General features: G+C 36.4%; 15 protein-coding genes and 1 pseudogene. 5 read left to right on the top strand and 11 right to left on the bottom strand.

What is annotated here, in order from left to right; genetic code table 11:
- Positions 1-26: 26 nt before the first annotated feature.
- Positions 27-1,403 carry an APC family permease gene (locus ACEYOS_RS04805; RefSeq protein ID WP_373707870.1) on the bottom strand — a complete coding sequence of 459 codons (1,377 nt, stop codon included), beginning with the start codon at positions 1,401-1,403 and terminating at the stop codon, positions 27-29.
- A gap of 149 nt (positions 1,404-1,552) precedes the next feature.
- Positions 1,553-3,436, bottom strand: coding sequence for an ABC-F family ATP-binding cassette domain-containing protein (locus tag ACEYOS_RS04800; protein ID WP_373707871.1), 1,884 nt, complete (start codon positions 3,434-3,436; stop codon positions 1,553-1,555).
- A gap of 235 nt (positions 3,437-3,671) precedes the next feature.
- Here ACEYOS_RS04800 and ACEYOS_RS04795 point away from each other — a divergent pair, with 235 nt between their 5' ends.
- Complete coding sequence (locus tag ACEYOS_RS04795) at positions 3,672-4,850, top strand: thioredoxin family protein (protein WP_373707872.1); 1,179 nt, start codon at positions 3,672-3,674, stop codon at positions 4,848-4,850.
- Between the two features lie 49 nt (positions 4,851-4,899).
- Here the strand turns inward: ACEYOS_RS04795 and ACEYOS_RS04790 are convergent, their stop codons facing one another.
- Entirely contained in the window at positions 4,900-5,763 is an 864-nt protein-coding gene (locus tag ACEYOS_RS04790; protein ID WP_373707873.1) for a glycoside hydrolase family 25 protein, read from the bottom strand.
- Between the two features lie 138 nt (positions 5,764-5,901).
- Between ACEYOS_RS04790 and ACEYOS_RS04785 the strand changes: the two genes are divergently transcribed.
- The gene (locus tag ACEYOS_RS04785) at positions 5,902-6,702 is read left to right on the top strand and encodes a hypothetical protein (RefSeq protein WP_373707874.1); all 801 of its coding nucleotides are present in this window, start codon (positions 5,902-5,904) and stop codon (positions 6,700-6,702) included.
- 3 nt (positions 6,703-6,705) lie between these two features.
- Here the strand turns inward: ACEYOS_RS04785 and uvrC are convergent, their stop codons facing one another.
- Positions 6,706-8,499, bottom strand: coding sequence for an excinuclease ABC subunit UvrC (gene uvrC / locus ACEYOS_RS04780; RefSeq protein ID WP_373707875.1), 1,794 nt, complete (start codon positions 8,497-8,499; stop codon positions 6,706-6,708).
- A gap of 152 nt (positions 8,500-8,651) precedes the next feature.
- The gene (locus ACEYOS_RS04775) at positions 8,652-10,466 is read right to left on the bottom strand and encodes a hypothetical protein (RefSeq protein ID WP_373707876.1); all 1,815 of its coding nucleotides are present in this window, start codon (positions 10,464-10,466) and stop codon (positions 8,652-8,654) included.
- Between the two features lie 181 nt (positions 10,467-10,647).
- On the opposite strand from ACEYOS_RS04775, the gene hutH reads away from it, so the two are divergent.
- The 3 genes from hutH to ACEYOS_RS04760 are packed head-to-tail and all read left to right on the top strand — an operon-like array spanning position 10,648 to position 13,884.
- A complete protein-coding gene (gene hutH / locus ACEYOS_RS04770; RefSeq protein WP_373707877.1) occupies positions 10,648-12,138 on the top strand; it encodes a histidine ammonia-lyase in 1,491 nt (496 codons plus the stop codon).
- A gap of 35 nt (positions 12,139-12,173) precedes the next feature.
- Complete coding sequence (locus ACEYOS_RS04765; protein ID WP_373781376.1) at positions 12,174-13,220, top strand: hypothetical protein; 1,047 nt, start codon at positions 12,174-12,176, stop codon at positions 13,218-13,220.
- 22 nt (positions 13,221-13,242) lie between these two features.
- The gene (locus ACEYOS_RS04760; protein ID WP_373797528.1) at positions 13,243-13,884 is read left to right on the top strand and encodes a gliding motility-associated C-terminal domain-containing protein; all 642 of its coding nucleotides are present in this window, start codon (positions 13,243-13,245) and stop codon (positions 13,882-13,884) included.
- 110 nt (positions 13,885-13,994) lie between these two features.
- Here the strand turns inward: ACEYOS_RS04760 and ACEYOS_RS04755 are convergent, their stop codons facing one another.
- From ACEYOS_RS04755 to ACEYOS_RS04730, 6 genes and pseudogenes are all read right to left on the bottom strand, one after another.
- Positions 13,995-14,663, bottom strand: a complete 669-nt coding sequence (locus ACEYOS_RS04755) for a porin family protein (RefSeq protein ID WP_373739041.1) — start codon at positions 14,661-14,663, stop codon at positions 13,995-13,997.
- A 22-nt stretch (positions 14,664-14,685) separates the two neighbouring features.
- Positions 14,686-15,558, bottom strand: coding sequence for a succinate--CoA ligase subunit alpha (gene sucD, locus ACEYOS_RS04750; protein ID WP_373739042.1), 873 nt, complete (start codon positions 15,556-15,558; stop codon positions 14,686-14,688).
- 83 nt (positions 15,559-15,641) lie between these two features.
- Entirely contained in the window at positions 15,642-16,544 is a 903-nt protein-coding gene (locus ACEYOS_RS04745) for an LpxD N-terminal domain-containing protein (RefSeq protein WP_373797527.1), read from the bottom strand.
- A gap of 16 nt (positions 16,545-16,560) precedes the next feature.
- Positions 16,561-17,124, bottom strand: coding sequence for an elongation factor P (gene efp, locus ACEYOS_RS04740; protein WP_373708706.1), 564 nt, complete (start codon positions 17,122-17,124; stop codon positions 16,561-16,563).
- A gap of 44 nt (positions 17,125-17,168) precedes the next feature.
- Positions 17,169-17,957: an acyl-ACP--UDP-N-acetylglucosamine O-acyltransferase gene (lpxA, locus tag ACEYOS_RS04735; protein WP_373797526.1), complete on the bottom strand. Its 789-nt coding sequence runs from the start codon at positions 17,955-17,957 to the stop codon at positions 17,169-17,171.
- Positions 17,958-18,112, bottom strand: a pseudogene (locus ACEYOS_RS04730) (UDP-3-O-[3-hydroxymyristoyl] N-acetylglucosamine deacetylase); the annotation flags it as partial. It abuts the gene before it with no gap.

Genomic DNA, 18,112 nt, shown 5'->3' with positions numbered 1-18,112 from the left:
GAGAAGTTAGAGAAGACTGATATTTGTCAGTTTTTTTTCATTAACAAGAATCCGGCAAGTAGGAAAAGAATATTAATGATGAAATAGGTTAATCCATTCGGTGCAGTTGCCGTTCCGAACAGTACGATCGCATTTCCTAAAACAGCGATTACAGTCATTATTTTCTTTAAAACGGAATTTCGAGCAAAAGATTTTTTACGAAACAGTTGAAATAGCCCAAAAAATAATGCACCATTAACCAAATAAATAAAAATAATAGGAATCGCAGAAAGATCGAAATTGCTCTCGGTAAAATACGGATGCGTATTATTAATATAATAAATGAAAAGATAAAAAACGATTATTAAAGTTCCGAAAATCGCACTATTGACCGGCATTTTGGTTTTTTCGTCGACCTTATTTAAGTTCAGAATATTCTTTGACTTTTCTAAATTAGAAAACTGGAAAGGAACGCGGATGGTGGCCAACAATAAGCCGTTAGAAGTTCCTAAAACCGAAATAATAATAAAAAGCTGCATTAAAATCGCACCAGAATTCGAAGCTGCTTTCCTTGCAAACTCAGTGATGTAGGTATCTTTTAACTGAATAATTTCGCTTCCACTCATCCGAAAAACAATTCCTAAATAATAAGCGATATAAATAACCATCACGGAAATGGTTCCTATAATTAAAGCTTTCGGCAGATTTTTACTTGAGTTTTTAATCTCTCCCGAAATTTGAGTCGCGATATACCAACCATCAAAGGCAAATGAAATCGGAATAAAACTCGCCGCGATCAAAAGAATGAAAGATTGATTCTGCAAACCATTTCCAACTTGTGTAAATGTATTCACGTTACTCACATCTCCTTTAAATAAAGTTAAAATCCCCAGAGACGCGATAAATATTAAAGGTAAAACTTTCAAAACCGTAGTCATCTGCTGAAAAATTCCACTACTTTTCGGTCGAAAAATATTGACGAGTAAGAAGATCACTAAATTCACAAAACCGATTAACGCATAATGTAACGGCGTCGGCACAAAGTTGATGAACTCTGAAATTAAATGCGCAATGTAAATTCCCGAAACCGTAAATAAAACGGCGGTAAGCGAAGGATAAAACAAACTCATGTACATCCAGCCCACAAAATAACTTGCAGTTTCGCCAAATCTGTAATTAACGTAACTCAGAATCCCACCATCTCGAGGTAGCAATTCTGCATAGTTCGCCATCGAAATTCCGGCAAAGACCACGCTGACACCAACAATTAAAAAGCCTAAAAGTCCAGCTAAAACATTTCCTTGAGTTGCTAACAGAACATCATCAACTTTGAAGAAAATACCGGAGCCAATTACCTGGCCGATCACCATTGATATGGCAGTGAAGAGTCCGTATTTCGCTTCCAGTTTTTGGTCGTTGTTCATGTCAAAATTATTTGGACACAAAGAACGCAAAAGCATTTTAGATTTTAGTTAAAAATAGCAGATTCTCCAATAAACATATTCTTCTATCAGCACAAAAAAAGAACGGACAAAAATCCGTTCTCATTTTATATTAAATTCGTTTAACCAAATTAATCCTGAAGTTCTAACCACCGCATCTCAAGCTCCTGCAGTTTTTCAGCGATATTTTCTAAAGTGGTAGAAAATTCTGCGATTTTACCGTAATCCGTTTCGTTATTCAGTTTCGCTAAAATTTCAGCTCTCTGTTTTTCTAACTTCGGCATTTCTTTATCGATGTCATTCAATTCCTTTTGTTCTTTAAACGATAATTTTTTAACGGGAGCTACTGGAGTTGAAGTTTGCTGAACGGCTTCCTCTTTTTTAGGAGTTGCCACAACTGCGGCGGTAACCTTTTCGTTTTTCTCCTGAGATTTCTTTTCACGGTATTCTGAGAAATTACCCACGAAATCTTTAATAACTCCGTCACCTTCAAAAGCCAAGACGTGATCTACAATACGATCCATGAAATATCTATCGTGAGAAACGATAATTAAACTTCCCTGGAATTGTAACAGGAAATTTTCTAAAACCGTTAGTGTTGGTAAATCCAAATCATTGGTCGGCTCATCAAAAATCAAGAAGTTCGGGTTTTGATACAAAACGTGCATCAAATGCAAACGTCTCTTTTCACCACCAGACAATTTCGAAATTGGCGAATATTGAGTTTGATCATCGAATAAGAACAAACGTAAAAACTGAGAAGCAGAAATTGTTCTTCCATTTGCTAATGGGAAGTTTTCTGATATATCTTTGATAAAGTCGATTACTCGCTGATCTTCTTTGTACTTTAATCCTTTTTGGGCGAAGTAACCGAATTTAATGGTTTCACCAGTTTCTATAGAACCAGAATCATAAGGCTCAAAACCTTGAATAATATTTAAAAGCGTCGATTTCCCAGCTCCATTTTTTCCAACGATCCCGACTTTTTCACCACGTTGAAACTGATATGAAAAATCTTTCAATAATAATTTCTCGCCGAAACTTTTACTGATATCATGTAATTCCAAAATCTTGGAACCCAAACGTTTCATTTCAAAATCAAGTTCCAGTTTTTCTTTTCTGGTATCTGTTTTTGCTACTTTCTCGGTTTCGTAAAAATCATCCTGTCGCGATTTCGATTTCGTAGTTCTTGCTTTCGGTTGACGACGCATCCACTCCAATTCCTTACGGTAAAGATTTTGCGCTTTGTCAATCGTAGAATTCATATTGTCCTCGCGGATAATTTTATTTTCCAAATAAGTTCCATAACTACCATTGTGGAAGTACAGATTGAAATCTTCAATTTCCCAAATAATATCACAAACGGCATCCAGGAAATACCTATCGTGAGTTACCAAAAGCAAAGTTACCATCGCTTTGGAGAGATAATTTTCCAGCCATTCAACCATATCCACATCAAGGTGGTTAGTCGGCTCATCCATGATCAACAAAGTATGACGGTGTTGTGCACGCGTTTCTACCAAAAGTTTTGCCAGAGCAACTCTTTTTATTTGACCACCGGAAAGCGTTTTCATTTTCGAAGTTAAGTCCGTAATTTTTAACTGACTTAATATCTGACTCATTTCATTTTCCAAATCCCAGGCTTCGTGAATTTCCATTTCATTCAGCGCCTTATCCATATCATCTGGATTCTCAGAAATCAAAGCATGATGATAATTTTTCAACGCCATAATAGGTGCAGAATCTAAAGTCATCATAAATTCCTCTACATTCAACTCCCCTTCAAAATCAATTTCCTGATCAAATAAAACAACCTGGATATCTTTATTAATGGTTACCGTTCCAGAATCAGCGATTTCATTCCCCATTAAAATTTTGAGTAATGTCGATTTTCCAGAACCGTTTTTAGCAACGATGGCTATTTTATCGCCTTCATTAATATGAAAAGTAATATCTCTGAAGAGCGTTTTTACTCCGTAAGATTTGGTAAGATTTTCAGCTGAAATGTAATTCATTGTATAATTGGACTGTATGGTTTTTGAAGGTGCAAAAGTACGGAAATTAAATGAGTGCATTTTAGACATTAAAAGTTAGATGGAGTTAAAAAAAGCAAAATACTTTCACTCCTATTTTAACCACGGAAAAGTTAAATCTAATGGCAGAATCATCATGATTCATAAAATAAATACCAATCGTGATTCGGTTTTTTAAAGAAATGATTAGATTAGCGTCCTAATAAATTTAAAAAAAATGAAAAAAATATCATTGTTGCTACTGGTCTTTTTTAGTGTCCTCACCTTTGCTCAGGGAATGAAATTTGAAGAAAACAAATCATTCAAAGATCTACTGGCATTGGCTAAGAAAGAGAACAGATTATTATTCTTAGATGCCTATACAACTTGGTGCGGACCTTGCAAAATGATGGCGAAAAACGTTTTCCCGCAGGAGAAAGTAGGCGAATTTTATAATGCTAATTTCATCAATTCTAAAATTGATATGGAAAAAGGCGAAGGGATCGACTTGGCGAAAAAATACAATGTTCGCGCCTATCCAACTTATCTCTTCATCAATGGTGACGGAGAATTAATTCACCGCGTGACTTCTTATTATGATGCACCAGAATTTATTGAAGTTGGGAAAGATGCGATAGATCCGGCAAAACAAATGGGAGCGCTTAAAACTAAATTCGAAGCGGGAAATAAAGATCCTGAATTTTTAAAAAGTTTTATTAAAATATTTGCGTTCGCAGATCCAGAATTAGCGACAACCGCGGCGGCAAAATATTTCGCTGGTAAAAAAGAAGAGCCGTTAAGTCAGGAAGATTTTTCTTTTTTGTTCTCACTGACCAAAGACAGCAACTCGCCTCTTTATGGAGAATTTATTTCTCGTAAAGATGAAATGTTGAAAGTGATGCCCGAAGAAAATTATAACAAGACGCTGAATACCTTTCAATTGAATTCTTTATTCAATAGTGCTTATGACAAGAAAACAAAATCTTTTGATGAGAAAAAATATGTCGCTGAAGCGAGCAAAACCAAGTCAGAAAAAGAAGTGAGTACTTTGTTATTAAAATCTAAAATTAGAGTTGCGGCTTTAAATAAAGACAAAAATGAATACCAAAGATTATCGATGGAATACTATAAAGATGGGAGTTCTCCTGAATTTACCTCAGAAGAATTAAACTCTATTTCATGGAACTTTTTTGAAAACGCTACGGAGAAAGTAAATTTAGATCGTGCTTTACTTTGGGCAAAACAATCGGTGAATTTAGATGCAGCTTATGCCAATACCGATACGGTTGCAAATCTTTATTTTAAATTGGGAGATAAAGCAAACGCTAAAATTTGGGCAACGAAAGCAATTGAATTAGCGAAGAAAGAAGGTGAGGAATATGCCGAAACCCAAGCTTTATTGGATAAAGTTAAATAAACAGTTTCTCTAAATATAAAAAAGGATGCCTGTGAGCATCCTTTTTTTATTAGTCTAAAGTCAATCTTTTCAGCGACCAAAGATTTCCGTTATAAACATTCAAATCTACTTTGGTGTTGATTCCGTAAACGATTCCGTTCTCCGTGAATTGCCAGATTTTCCACTCGCTGTCGGGCGTAGGTTGCGGAACATTATTATAGTTGGCCAACCATAGTGGATAATCATCAAACTCCCCTTTCAGAAAATCTTTGTGGTAGTGATAATAGCTGTAGATAATCGGTTTTACGCCGTACGCTTCTTCCACGATCCGACACCAGATCTTTAAATCTTCTACGAGTTTTTTCGTTGATTTTCTTCTCGGTATTTTTTCAATATCTAAAATTGGCGGCAAATCTCCAGCTTCTAATTTCACATTAGCGAGGAAATTATTGGCTTGCATTACTGGATCTTCGTCGGCTCTGTAAAAATGATAGGCGCCGCGAACTAAGTCGTGCTTTTTGGCCAAAGTCCAGAATTCATCAAAATGTTTATCTGAAGATTTATTCCCCATCGTTGCCCGAAGGACTACAAATTCTATCGGAATAGCACGGTTTCCAACGCTTAAACTATCCCAGGTAATGTCTTCTTTTCTTTGATAATGAGATACATCGATCCCAAAAGTTTTATCGGCATAATCACCAATGATGCGGTTAATTCTATTCTCTTCTTTTTCAGAATTCGATAATTTCTTGTGGTCGAACTTATTGAAATACATTGCGTAATAAAAAGAGATTTTCTGCTTTAAATAAAAGCCGGTTCCGAATAAAGCCAGCGCTAAAAACAGCAATAAAATCTCACGTCGCAACAGAAAATGTCTCTTGCGTTTCTTGTGAATTTTTCGGGTCGTTTTTCTTTTAACAGTTCTCTTAGCCATGGTTTGCAAAAATAGATTTTTTAGTCCTAAAAAACGATGAAAATTAACGACATCAGTTCTGAGAAAACAAAAAATCAATTCAAATTATTTAGAAAAAATTATTTAGAAAATTTCATAACTTCACTTCAAATTAAATTCATGAAAAAAATCCTGCAAATTTCGACTTTACTTTTAATCACGTTCTTCTATGGACAGCAAGTTTCGGATTATCAATATATTTATATTCCAGAAAAATTTAATGACCAAGATGTTAATAAATATGGTTTAAATGATCTGCTTCAATTGAAATTGAAACAGAAAAAATTTACCGTAATTACGGAAAGTAAAGAAAATTGGCCGGCAGAATTATTGCAAAACCCGTGTCAGATTCTTACCGCTGATTTATTGAACACCAGTAATATGTTTAAAAATAAACTTAAAGTTGAGTTCAAAAATTGCGACAATAAAACGATTGGCTCAGTGGATGGCATCTCTTCTATAAAAGAATTTGAACCTGGTATGCAGGAAGCTTTAGAAGTTGCAGGTAAAAAAATTCCAGTATCAGCACCTGTTGAAAAATCAATTACCCTTAAAAAAGAAGAAACACCAAATCAAGTAGAAATTTTAAAAAAGGATTCACCTGTTGTAGCGGAAACTAAAAAAGCTCAGATCGTTCCGGCGCCAAAGACAGAAGCAACGGCCAGTCAAAAAGCAGAAGTTTATAGCAACGGCTCTTTAACATTGACCAAAATTTTTCTGACTAATGGGGAATTTATTTTAGTCAATCCGAATAATTCAGTTCCTTACGCGACTTTTAAACCTTCTACGAAAAAAGAGGTTTATAGAGTTAAACTCGATGATGGAACTTCAACTTTGGGTTATCTGGAAGATGGAAACATTGTAGTCGAATTAGCTGATTCTGACGGAAGCTTTAGAAAGGAAATTTTTACCATTAGGTAAATTTTAGTTCGGATTAAAATATTCCCAAACCACTTTTCCTTTAGACTTACCTAAAATCTCTTCTAAAGTTTCTAAATTCGATTCTTTAACCCGCTTTACTGATTTTAGTTTTTGAAGCAACAACTCTACGGTCTTCTCTCCGACTCCTGGAATTCCGTCGAGTTCAGATTTTATGGTAGAATTTGTTCTGCGGGCACGGTGATGTTTCACGCCAAAACGGTGCGATTCATCCCGAACTCTTTGCAGGATTTTTAGCGTCTCTGACTTTTTATCAAGATATAACGGAATCGAATCTTCGGGAAAGTAAATTTCTTCGAGTCTTTTTGCAATTCCGATAATGGTAATTTTTCCGTACAAACCGAGCAACTTTAAACTCTTTACGGCAGAAGATAATTGACCTTTTCCACCATCGATCAGGATCAATTGCGGCAAATCATCACCTTCGTCCAACAACCTTTTGTAGCGGCGGTAGATCACTTCTTCCATCGTTTTATAGTCATCAGGACCAACAACGGTTTTGGGATGGAAAATCCGGTAATCAGCTTTGCTGGGTTTACCATCTTTAAAAACGACACAAGCCGAAACAGGATTTGTTCCCTGAATATTGGAGTTGTCAAAACCTTCGATATGTCTTGGTTCGGTTGGCATTCGCAGCAATTTCTGCATTTCTGCCATGATCCGGTTCGTATGTCTTTCGGGATCAACAATCTGAACCTGTTTCAATTTTTCAACACGGTATTCTTTGGCGTTTTTTTCAGAAAGTTCGATGATTCGTTTTTTGTCGCCGACTTTGGGAACGATCAATTTTACATTAGGAATTTCTAAGGTTAAATGAAAAGGAATTAGAATTTCTTTCGATTCAGAATTAAATTTCTGACGAATTTCAATCATGGCTTCTTCCAGAATATCTTCATCGGATTCTTCCAAAATCTTTTTAATTTCTGTGGTAAAACTCTGAATAATATTTCCATTCTGAATTTTAAAGTAATTAATGTACGCCGCAGTTTCATCACTCGTCATCCCGAAAACATCCACATCATCAATATTCGGATTTACGACGGTATGTTTGTGCTGATAATCTTCGAGTAAATCGATTCGCTCCTTAATCGCCTGTGCATTTTCAAATTCTAAATTTTGTGCAAAAGCCGTCATTTGATTGATCAAATATTCTTTAGCAGTTCGGAAATCTCCTTTTACAATTCCACGGATTGCGTCGATCTTTCGATCATAACTTTCTTTCATTTCCAGCATTTCACACGGACCTTCACAATTTTTAATATGATATTCCAAGCAAACTTTATATTTTCCTTCTGCAATTTTTTTCGGCGAAAGATTCAGATTACAAGTTCTGATCTTATAAAGATGTTTGATGGTATCCAATAAAACCTTAGCTGGTCGAACTTTGGCATAAGGACCGAAATATTCCGAACCGTCTTTTATCTTGGTTCTTGTTAAAAAAACACGCGGGAAATCTTCATTTTTAATACAGATCCACGGATAGGTTTTGTCATCTTTGAGCATGACATTGTAAAATGGCTGATGCTCCTTAATTAAATTGTTCTCCAGCAAAAGTGCGTCGTATTCACTATTTACAACGGTAGTTTCTAGTCGGAAAATTTTACTGACCATGATTCGGGTTCGATAACCCGCCTGGTTTTTGTTAAAATAGGAAAGTACTCTGTTCTTCAAATTCTTGGCTTTACCAACGTAGAGTAGATTTCCGTTTTTATCATAGTATCGATAAACTCCCGGATCGGTTGGCAAAGTTTTCAGTTGAAGTTCGAGGTCAGCATTCATGATACAAAAATACGGATTTGCTTTGTAAAAAAGGACTGCTAAAAATTAAACCAGTCTGCCAAAATTGACAGACTGGTTTAATATAAGGTCTTCAATGCAAATAAAATACTAGAAATTTCTAATGCAATGTCCGCAAAGAAATTTTTAGACTTTTATGCTTTTACATTTTCAGGAATTTCAATACAGTTTATTTTGTTTTTGTAATCTGCCAATTGAACTTGAACCACCTTCACATTATTCTTAAAAAAAGAAGTTTCTGTAAACAATTGCTCGTAATAATTTACGCCTTCAATCAAATTATTTTTAAAGGTTTTCCATTTTTTAGTTTGAGCATTGGTGAAACTTTCAGAGAATTCGTCGATCTCGTTTTTCAAATATTCTACATACATTTTCAACTCATTCACAAAAATATTCGGACGGTTCAGTTCATGCATGACGTTTTCATTTCCGTAAATATGTTTCACCATGTCAGAAAGAGAAACTTCTTTATCGAAATAGGCTAAATTAGGACCTGGACAAACTACTACTCCTTGCTTTTCCCCTTTAATTGGTATTTCACTTTCCAGATAAGAAGAGTTGACCAATCCAACGCAAAGGCAAGATTTTTCGGTAATTTTCGTTTTCCTTTTATCGTATTCTTTCAAGGTAATATCCTCTTTCACTTCTTCTAAATCTTTCAGCTTTACCGTTTGATATTTTCGGGATGCCGTGCAGATTCCTTCGGGACCAAACTCTTTACTCAAAGCCAAATACTTTTTCGGACAAGAACTTCCGGCTTTTTCTTTATTGATTTTTTCCTGTTTGAAAAACTCATTCGTACTACCTTTGACGGTATTGAACGGAATTCCAAGAGGTGAAATGTTGCTCAGATAGAAATCTTCTTCTTTTGATTTTGACAATAAATCACGCGTTTCTTTATCTACAGAAGTCGCTTCTGGAACCAGTAAAAAAGGCGAACCCCAACCAATACTGTCGACTTTATAATTCTCCAGTAAAAACTCGTGTTCTTCTGCGGTTCCTACGCCACCCTGAACGGTGATTTTCATTTCTAAAGGTTGTACAGGAACAGGAATTCCTTTTTGAGTCAAAGCGTTCACCATTAATTCATGTGCAGACGCAATGAGGTCGTTTTTCTTTTGTTTGAATTCCTCCATAATTGGACCGAGCAATAGACCATCAGTTGCAAAAGCGTGTCCTCCACAGTTTAAGCCAGATTCTACCCGGTATTCAGAAACCCAAAGTCCTTTCTTTGCTAAGAAATTCCCCTGAATCATTGCAGACCGAAAATCACTTACTTTCAAAATAATTTTCTTTTTTAATTCTCCCTTTTCATTGGGAAAAAAATCTGGAAAAGACTCGAAATAACTGTACAATCTCGGATTCATTCCAGCAGAAAGTACGATAGAAGAAGACAGTTTGCTATTGGCAAATCCTCTCAGAGAAACGTGTGCGTCATTAAACATCACGGGCAGTTGTTCGCCTTTTACGAAATTATCTTTATCTACTTTAGTCATGACATTCACGTCAATACTTCCGGGAGAAAGATGATTTTCTAAAAAATTTCGAACGTTTTCAGTGAAGTTCTCTTTTTGTTCGACCAGGTTTTCCAGACCTTTTTTAAGATCTGATTTACCGGGAAGCATTTCAATGTATTCACTCAATGCCTCTTTGCTTTTGCTTAGCTCCTGCTTGAAGTTTTCAAATTTCACATTTACCACGTCGTGCACCATGTCGAGGTAGGCAGTAATTCGTTTTGCCCGGTAATCTTCAATTTTATTAGAGATTTCAGTGTAACTTAAATTATTTCGTTTATGATAGAGACTATTCATCTTCTCGATAATCTCATCATCGATAATGGAAATCACGGAGGAAATTCCATATTGAGCAACTCTGATCGGACTGTCGATCGTATACGCCAATCCCATTACCGGAATGTGGAAATTGTGTGCTGGTATTTTATTATTCATATTGTTTAAAGTCTTTTTATAATTAAATAACTTTCAAAATTATAATTAACTTTTTAATTATGTATAGGATAATAATCATAAACTCTTTCTTTTTTATATGACTTTTATCAGTAAATAAAAAAGAAAAACATCCTTTTGGACAACCTCTTAAAAAGCCGTAATTTTAAAAAAATTCTTTTCAATGAAAATTTACGGAGTCGATACTTTTACGATCAAAGATATCATGGCGATTTTGAAAAATCCCAAAAATGCAAAACTTAACAAAGAAGCAAAACAAAAGATTCTGAGATCTCAGAAAAATGTGCAACAAATCGTTGCTTCCGACCGAACGGTTTACGGAATCAACACTGGATTTGGACCACTGTGCGATGTGAAAATTTCAGAAGCAGAAACCGCTTTACTTCAGCATAATTTAATTATTTCTCACGCTGTTGGAGTTGGGAAACCGATTTCAAAGGATTATTCTAGAGTGATGATGATCGCTAAAATTCACGCTTTATCAAAAGGATTTTCAGGAGTTTCGCTGGAAGTGATTGAAAGATTGGCGGTTATGCTGGAAAAAGATATTATTCCTGTAGTGCCCGAACAAGGTTCTGTGGGTGCTTCGGGTGATCTGGCTCCATTGGCTCATCTGGTTTTACCACTATTGGGTTTAGGTAAAGTTTGGCAAAAAAATGAAATTCAGGAAACGGCGAAAGTTTTAAAAAAGCACGGACTTGCGCCTTTACAACTCGGCCCGAAAGAAGGTTTAGGTTTAATTAATGGAACGCAGTTTATTTTAGCGCACTCGATTCTGGGTTTAAATAAATTTAAATACCTCCTGGATCTCGCAGATCTGACTGCCGCGGTGAGTTTAGAGGCCTATCGCGGTTCAGCCAGTCCGTTTAAGAAAGAACTTCATGATATTCGCCCTTTTGATGGCAGCCGAAAAGTAGCCTCGAGAATGCGGAAGTTTCTCAATGATTCTGATAATTTAAAAAGTCATGAATTCTGTGACCGTGTTCAGGATCCGTATTCGATGCGTTGTGTTCCGCAGGTTCATGGAGCAAGCAGAAATGCGTACGAACATTTGAAACATTTGACCGAAACTGAATTGAATTCTGTCACCGATAATCCAATCGTGTTAAGTGCTGAAGAATCAATTTCTGGCGGAAATTTCCATGGACAGTTATTGGCTTTGCCTTTAGATTATGCCACTTTAGCCGTAGCAGAACTGGGCAATATCTCTGACCGAAGAAGTTATCTTTTATTAGAAGGAAAATATGGGTTACCAAGATTATTGACGGAAAGCTCTGGATTAAATTCTGGCTTTATGATCCCTCAATATACTTCTGCAGCTTTGGTTACGGAAAATAAAACGTTATGTTTCCCTGCTTCTGCAGATTCGATTCCGACGAGTTTAGGACAGGAAGATCATGTTTCGATGGGAAGTATTTCTGGTAGAAAATTTAATCAGGTTTTAGGGAATTTAGAAAATATTCTTTCGGTGGAACTTATGTTTGGTGCCCAAGGATTAGAATTTAGACGTCCAGCGAAATGTTCAAACTATGTTGAAAGTGCTTACGCATTAATCCGAACTAAAGTAGCAAAATTAGAAAATGACCGATTGATCGGTGAAGATATGTTGGCGATCGCGGATTTAATCAGAGAGCGAAAATTTAAAGTGCAGTAAAAATAAAATAGATCATCAAATCAGGCTTTCAATTCATGCGGAAAATTATTTTTAGCATTTGCTTTTTTCTTTTCAATTTAATTTATTCACAACTTACTTATACAGTCTGCGACAGCGATGATGACGGAATTTATAATTTTTCAATATCTGATAGAGAAAAAATCGTAAAACTTTATCAATTTGATTATCAAGAGGAAGCAGAAATATATATTACAGTTAACCGTGGTGGGATTCTTAAAGTAAAAAATCTAGAATCTACAACTCCCTCCATCGAGTTTGTTTGTGCAGCAACAGTCACTGAACCCACCTTTTTTGAAATAGCTGTAAATTCTAAAAAAGAAATGTTCGTGACCAATGCGGCAAGAATCATTTATAAAGTAGATTCAGTAAGTTGTGAAAAAACGGCGATGAGCACCGTTGCGGATCACGATATACAAGCGCTCTCCTTTGACAGACTCGACAATCTATACAAAAGCGATGGCACCAGCCTGGTAAGTCGGGCATCTGCTAATGATTTTGATAATTTTATTCCCTGGCATGACTTCGGAAGTGGATTTCCCTCTGGCGACTTTGTAATGGTGGACGATAAAATGTACATTTCGTGGGCTTATAACCGTTTTGGCGGATTAAACGATTTGTTTGAAGTTACGGTTGATGATAATTTCAATTATATTTCACACGTAAATCTAGGGGCGATAAGAGATGATACGTGGGGTTTAGCTTCTGAGTATGGTAAACTGTATGGCGTCACTTATGCAGAGTTGTATGAGATTAATCCAAAGAACTTAAGCACAAAAACAATTTTAACAAATCCACGAATCTTCCCAAATGCAGCGTGGTGGGGTGCAGCCGGAAAACACGAAGCAATTAAATTACAGGAAGATCTATTTGAATCGTATGAGGATGCTCAAAATAACGTTAATGTAATTACATTTCCTTATCAAAACAGGACTCCATTTAAACAAACTATTTATCTACGGTCAGAAAATATTTACACCGGCGAAACAAAAATAGTATCGATTGATTTAGTCATCAACCCTGCTCCCCGTGTCGAGCTTGAAAAAGAATATCCTCTGTTATAATGGAGCGTATGGTACGACAATAGTGGATACACAACTTTCGGCCGACACTTACACTTTTAAATGGTTTCACGAGGGTCGCCCACAGTTAAATGATAAGTCCAGCCTATCCTTAGCTCTGCCTGGACTTTATAAAGTGATCGTCACTGATCAATTTACAGGCTGCTCAACGGAGAAAGAATTTAGTACCGTACAGTCAGAAATTTTCATCAATAATGTAACGACCAATCAGGAATATATCTTGGTTGAGGCAAGTGGTACCGATCATCCTTTTACTTATATGGTAGATAATGTAATTCAGCAGAATCCTAGATTTGACAGCGTTCCTTTGGGGGAAATATCAGTATTTGCTATCAATAATAAAAAATGTATCAGCCAAAAAATAGTAAAATCTATCTCAATCAACAATGTCATAAGTCCCAATAGTGATGGCATCAATGATTTTTTTGAATTAAAAAATACAGTCTTTAAAAATTCTGATTTTAAAATAAACATTGTAAATAGGTACGGTACCTCAGTTCATCAAAGTATAGTGACGGACAAATTCAAATGGGACGGGCGCGATGCTGTAGGCAGACCATTACCAACCGGAACCTATTGGTACAGTATCTACTCAGCTGAAAAACATAAAAGATATACCGGCTTCATCTTACTTAAAAATTATTAATATTTTGACGGTAATAATTTTTAAAATTAAATCTCAATTTTTAAGAGAAAAAAGCAAAAAAAATTCCATCAAAATGAATTGATGGAATTTTTTTATTATTGAAAAGTCCGTTATTGAAAAATATAACTTAAGCCAACACTAACAATTTGTTCAGATTTATTTTTGACCGTATTTGGATCACCTCCTCCTTCATTTTTTAAGCCTTTGTAAGTATCGGTTAATCCTAAGTCATACCTAAGAGCAATTTCGACTTGTCTTTTATAAGAAAAGCCAACTCCAAATCCTAACCCAAAGTTAAAGCTACTTGCTTTACCGTCAAGACCTGGAAATGCAGCTACTTCATCTACATCATAATAATCTTTGCTGGGATTTGTAACTTTCTGGTCAATCAAAAAACTAAATCGAGGTCCAGCCATTGCAAAAAATTCTGATTCTGCTTCTGAGAAAAACCCTTTAAAATAAATCGGTACACTCAGGTAGTTATTAGCATAAACTGCGTCGTAACCAGGAGTACCTTTTGCATTTTTATCTTTTCCAGTTTCACCAGCACCTAAATACTCAATTTGTGGTTGAATATAAAACTGATCATTGCTATCAACAGGAATTAATGCAAGCGCTCCTCCATAAACAGAAATCCTGGGTCCTGAAGGATTATGTGCATTACTCACACGAGAGTAAGTTGCTCCTGCAGTAACTCCGTATCTCGTACTGCTGAAATCGATCTGTGCCGAAACGAGAACAGTAGCCAAAAGTGCTGAAGTTAAAATTAATTTTTTCATAGCCATTTGTGTTTTTTGTGTTTTATCCTAAAACTTTGGCAACGGTAGCACCAATCTCTGCTGGCGAATCTACTACGTTGATTCCGTTTTCTCTCATAATTGCCATTTTCGCCTGAGCAGTATCTTCATCACCACCAACGATTGCACCAGCATGACCCATTGTTCTCCCTTTTGGAGCAGTTTGTCCTGCGATGAAACCAACCACTGGTTTTTTAGAACCGCTTTCTTTATACCATCTTGCAGCTTCAGCTTCTAAGTTACCACCGATTTCACCGATCATAACAACAGCTTCAGTTTCTAGATCGTTGATGAACAATTCCAATGCTTCTTTAGTAGTTGTTCCGATAATTGGATCACCACCGATTCCGATCGCGGTAGAAACACCGTAACCTGCTTTTACTACCTGGTCAGCAGCTTCGTAAGTTAAAGTTCCTGATTTAGAAACGATTCCTACCTTTCCTTTTTTGAAAACGAAACCTGGCATAATACCGATTTTCGCTTCATCAGAAGTAATAATTCCTGGGCAGTTTGGGCCGATCAATCTGCTATCTTTGTCAGCAAGGTAAGCTTTCACTTTCACCATATCTTCCACTGGGATTCCCTCAGTAATACAAACGATTACTTTGATTCCTGCTTCAGCAGCTTCCATAATTGCATCAGCAGCAAATGCTGGTGGTACAAAAATGATACTTACGTTAGCTCCAGCTTTTTCTACTGCATCGGCAACCGTATTAAATACTGGTTTTCCTAAATGCTCAGAACCTCCTTTTCCTGGAGTAACACCACCTACGACGTTTGTTCCGTATTCGATCATTTGACCTGCGTGGAAAGTTCCTTCATTTCCGGTAAATCCTTGTACGATTACTTTAGAATCTTTGTTTACTAATACTGACATTTTTTATTAATTTAAATTTATTATTCGATGTTAATGAGGACAAAATTACTTAATAATATTTGAATTGAAAGGCAACCAAGACCTTATTTCATATTCTTAAGTTTCACCTCTTTTCTTAAATATTGTTTGAATTCTTCTGCGAGCTGACCAAAATAAACTCCTTTTTTCAAATCTCTGTTAGCTCCACATTTTGCGAGCAGAACGGTTCCACTTTCAATGCGGACACCCGATGCCATTCCGACCTGTCCCCAAATCGTCACTTCATCTTCGATGTTGCAACAACCTGCGATCCCGGTCTGGGAAGCAATCAGGCATCTTTTCCCGACAACGGTATCATGACCGATCTGGATTTGATTATCTAAAACAGAACCTTCGCCAATGATGGTGGAATCTGTCACTCCACGATCGATGGTACATCCGTTTCCGATCTGTACATTATTTTCGATGATGACATTTCCGACTGAAATTAAACGGTCAAAATTCCCGTCTAATTTTCTGTAATAGAAAGCGTCTCCACCCAAAACAGTGTTGGACTGAATGATGACGTTGTCCCCGATTTCAGTTCGGTCGCCGATCACTACATTGGGGAATATGACACAATCATTTCCGATTTTCACATTATTACCAATGACTACGGAAGAATGAATTTGCGTTCGCTCTCCTACTTCTAATTCGTGAAGCGTTTCGCCAAAGTTGGTAATTTTTGTAAAGTGCGTATTGATCTTATTAAAATCACGGAAAGGATCATCGGAAACGAGCAATGCTTTTCCGGAAGGACAATCAACTTCTTTATCGATGAGAATAATGGTAGCCTCCGAATGAAGTGCTTTGTCGTAATATTTTGGATGATTTACAAAAACGATCTCACCACTTTTTACCCGATGAATTTCATTGGTTCCCAGGATCGGAAAATTTTCGTCGCCAATCATTTTAGCACCAATAATTTCTGAAATGGATTTAAGGGTTTGTGGTTTTGTAAAAATCATCAATCTACTGTTCTAATTATTTTACTCTTTCTAAGTAAGATCCGTCTTCGGTATTTACTTTAATTTTATCACCAGCTTCGATGAACAATGGCACCATTACTCTGGCTCCTGTTTCTACGATGGCATTCTTAAGTGCATTGGTTGCTGTATTTCCTTTTACTCCTGGATCTGCTTCCGTAACTTCTAAATAAACCGTCGGTGGAATTTCTGCCGATAAAGGGGATTCATCTGCATCTTTCAAGATAATCGTTACTTCTTCACCTGCTTTCATAAATTGAGCATTTTCGATCATGTCTTTGTCAAGATAGATTTGGGAGAAATCATCATTATTCATAAAGTGATATCCGTTATCATCTTCGTATAAATACTGGAATTTTCTCGTGATCACTTTTACCTCATCGATTTTGTGACCTGCAGAAAAGGTGTTGTCTAAAACTTTACCGTTGGTTACTGATTTCATTTTCGTTCTCACGAAAGCTGGACCTTTACCGGGTTTGACGTGCATAAATTCAATAACTTTAAAGATGTCATTGCTAAATTCGATGCACATTCCTTTTTTAATATCGTTGCTTGTTGCCATTTATTTTGATAGTTGCTAGTTAAAACTTAATTGAGTTATTTTATTTATTCTTTACCTGTTCCGTAACCTTTTACAATTCCTCTTGGCGAGTTTCTCATAAACTCTAAGATCTCGTCGCGTTCAGCGGTGGGCAACATTTCTTTTTCAATATAAATAGCTGCTTGGGAAACATTCATTTTCATTTGGAAAACGGCGCGATAAATTTTCTGAATTTCAAAGATTTTATCGTTGGTAAAGCCTCTTCTTCTAAGACCTACAGAATTAATTCCTGCATAAGTCATCGTTTCACGAGCTACTTTTACATATGGTGGAATATCTTTTCTCACTAACGTTCCGTCCGAAATCATGACATGTTTGCCAATCTTACCAAACTGATGTACGGCGGAAAGTCCACCCATTACGGTGTAATCGCCAATTTCAACATGACCTGCGATACCGCAACCATTAACGATGATCACATGATCACCGATAATACAGTCATGTGCAATATGCGAGGTTGCCATTATAAGACATTCCTTGCCAATCTTAGTATAACCAAGTGCCTTCGTTCCGCGGTTTACGGTAACACATTCTCTTATCGTTGTTCCATCACCGATGATCACCTGGGTATCTTCACCGTCAAATTTCAAATCTTGTGGAATTGCAGAAATAACCGTTCCTGGAAATATTCTACAATTTTTTCCGATTCTGGCTCCATCCATAATGGTTACATTAGAACCGATCCAGGTACCTTCGCCAATCTTAACATCACCTGCAATCGTTGTAAACGGTTCTATGGTAACATTTTTACTAATTTTTGCACGCTTATCTACGGCAGCCAGCTGATGAATCATTTATTCAGGTTTATTTTTTGCCACCTGAGCCATCAGTTCTGCTTCTACCACAACGCTGTCTCCGACATATCCATATCCCTGCATGTGAACAATTCCTCTTCTGATAGGTGAAATTAATTCAATTTTAAAAACCATGGTATCTCCTGGAACTACTT

The sequence above is a fragment of the Kaistella sp. genome (assembly GCF_041824135.1).
Classification (GTDB): Bacteria; Bacteroidota; Bacteroidia; order Flavobacteriales; family Weeksellaceae; genus Kaistella.
Note: the sequence above shows the minus strand (reverse complement) of the source record. Positions and strands in the feature narration are given on the sequence as shown.